This window comes from Wolbachia endosymbiont of Tuta absoluta, from assembly GCF_059414725.1.
Genome location: NZ_JBNRJY010000545.1, coordinates 1 through 2,771, shown reverse-complemented (window position 1 = coordinate 2,771; position 2,771 = coordinate 1). Strand labels below are relative to the sequence as shown.

Genomic DNA, 2,771 nt, shown 5'->3' with positions numbered 1-2,771 from the left:
AGAGTGCGTTTTTTATCAGCATATGAAAAATAACCACTAATGCTTGCTCCTTTATCGATTAGAAGCTCTATCATTTCTGTGGTGCCCTTCGTAACAGCATAGTATATAGGAGGCACATGAAAATAATCCTCAATATTAACATCTGCGCCATTCTCAATTAAAAACCTCATCATTTCTAAATCTTGTTTACTAACAGCAATCGATAAAGGTGAGTTACCATTTCTATCTTTAGAGTTAATAACATTAGTAGTATGTGTCTTTCCTTCGCTAATATACTCCTCAGCTTTTTGAAAATCACGTTCCTTTACTGCAGAACGTAGCCCATCTCTCCATTTTTCAACTTCTGTTTTTGTAACCATAACCCTCCTAAAAGATAAAATCTTTGCCCTTATACCACATAATTCGGGCATATGCTAGTGAAATTTATATGTAAAATTAAAAAAAATTTACAACGTAAGAGATTGTTATTTCATCATGTGCTACATTTAGTTTTTGTACAAAACACCATAAACCTCCTTAATTTACTTAAATTTCGTAGCAGCTTATTCCCAACATATAAGAGCTTTAACTTAAAGAGGATTATACGAAAATAAGCACTCAGACTTGAGTGCTTATTTTAACTGATTTAGAGGGACTGTGATGATGAAAACCTAGATATTGTTGAATCGCTAAGTGAACTTTCAGGACATTGATAAAGTTTTTTACACTTACTAAGTGCTATCTCGAAGTTTTTTTCTATAGTGTTAAGCTTTCTTTCTCTAATTTCTTGTATTGTGAGAAGTGAATCTTCTAGTGGCCTTGAGTATTTTTTCTCTGTGAACTTTCTGATCATTACATCAGTTAGTAGAGCTGTTCCATTAAAATCAACTTGTGAAGAACCAATTGGGCCACCATCTAAGTGGTCAACAGATTGCTGTGCAGGAGGTAAAGCAGGAGCACTGCTGAATAAGCCGCTGAGTGTGGCAGTGGTTACCCAACTAAATATACTATTAATAAAAGAAGAAGGCTTTACTGCGCTGCTTGATGCAGGATCTGGAGTATCACCAGCTTCTAATCCTATCTTAGTATTTGCCCTGGTGGAGGCTGAGAAAGGGTTTGCTGTACTACTTGCCAAGTCTTTGGTATTACTAACTTCCAATTCCATCTTAATTGCTTTGGTAGTGGATAACGAAAGACTTGCTGCACTACTTACCAAATCTGTGCTGTCGTTAGCGTCTTTAATACCTGCTTTTATAGAAGTTAATTTTGCTTCATAGTCAGCTTCAGTAGCACTGCTCAATACAGATTCTATTTTTTGAATTTCACTACTACTACATTCATCTTTTCTAGCATCTCCAACAACATCTAATGCTGTTTTGCCGTAACGACTTTGAATACTAGCATCAGCACCCTTGCAGAGTAGGAGTTTTACCATATTTAAATGACAGTGGTCAGATGCTAAGTACAGAGGTGTAAAGCCTTTATAATTTGTAGCATTGATGTTAGCATCACGATCAAGTAAAAACTTTGCTATTTCTAGTTTATCATGTCTAGCAGCAATGTGCAAGGGAGTACTCAAATATCGATTACTAATAGTAGTATTAACATCAGCACCGCTGTTACATAAAAACTCTAATATCTTTAAATTACCCAAGAGAGTAGCATGATGTATAGGTTTCATATAGTATCTTTCATAATTCAAAACTTCATTTTTTATTTGTTCATACTCTATCTCTTTAATACATTCTTTAACTTTCTGAAAATCACCTCTGCTTATAGCAGAAACTAATTTTCTTCCTAAAATCTCAATTATTTTTTGTTTTTCCATCAAATACCTCCTAAAAGAGAATCTCCCGGGTTTATATCATGCAACTTAATATGTGCAAGCAAAATTTACAGAGAAAAATTTCAATAGTTAAAAATTAGGTCTTCAGCAACCTACCACGTTAACTTTTGTACAAAATATGCTGAGCTTCATTATTCAAATTTTTTTGCTCTTAATAAGAAGCAATCTGCTTTAGAAAAGGAAATAAGGGATAAGTTTTGTAAATAAGCACTCGAATTAGAGTGCTTAGTTTAACTGATTTAGAGGTGCTTTTGATGATGCACGCCTTTAGATATTGTGAAGTTGCTCAGTGAGCTTTCAGGATACTGATGAAGCTTGTCACACTTGCTAAGTGCCATCTTGACATCTCTTTCTAGAGAATTAAGTTTTCTTTCTTTAACCTGTCTTATCGTTAAAAGTGAATCATCCAGTGGCATTGAATATCTTTTCCCTGTGAACTTACTTATTGCTACAGCAGTTAGCAGAATTATTCCATTACAATCAACTTGTGAAGAACCAATTGAGCTTCCAGTTGAATGTGCAATAGATTGCTGTGCAGGAGGTAAAGCAGGGGTACTTTGAAATAGGCTACTGAGTACAGCAGTAATTGAAGTTCTCACATAACTAAACATACTATTAATAAAAGAAGAAGGTTTTACTGCGCTGCTTAACGCATTTGTACTATTATCATGATAGCTAAAGTAATTCCTAGCTTCTATTACCTTAGGATTTGCTCTAGAAGCTAATGTCTGACAATTAACTTCTTTATCAGCACATTTTAATGTAGATATTATTTTTTGCCTTGTATTACTAGTACATATAGATTTTGGTAGGGTCGAGAACTGGCGCGCCTCTTTAGGGCTTGGTGGCTGATCCATTATTTTCATGTTGGGCCTCAATCCAAAATTCCCATGTTTACGTTTCCAGCTCCCGCCTCGTCAAACGCAGCATGCAGTTTTCCCGCACT

General features: G+C 35.1%; 2 protein-coding genes and 1 pseudogene. All 3 read right to left on the bottom strand.

The features are described 5' to 3' along the window. Window positions 1-359 (bottom strand): ankyrin repeat domain-containing protein (locus tag ACJ5GX_RS06075; RefSeq protein ID WP_495292810.1); only part of this gene is annotated, 359 nt, incomplete at its 3' end. 266 nt (window positions 360-625) lie between these two features. Beyond that, window positions 626-1,807 carry an ankyrin repeat domain-containing protein gene (locus ACJ5GX_RS06070; RefSeq protein WP_096097215.1) on the bottom strand — a complete coding sequence of 394 codons (1,182 nt, stop codon included), beginning with the start codon at window positions 1,805-1,807 and terminating at the stop codon, window positions 626-628. Window positions 1,808-2,064: 257 nt separating this feature from the next. Beyond that, a pseudogene (locus ACJ5GX_RS06065) lies at window positions 2,065-2,484 on the bottom strand (ankyrin repeat domain-containing protein); the annotation flags it as partial. Window positions 2,485-2,771 lie beyond the last annotated feature (287 nt).

Bases quoted from the DNA above. Each gene is read 5' to 3' on its own strand.
- ACJ5GX_RS06070 (WP_096097215.1), bottom strand. From the start codon at position 1,807: ATGGAAAAACAAAAAATAATTGAGATTTTAGGAAGAAAATTAGTTTCT.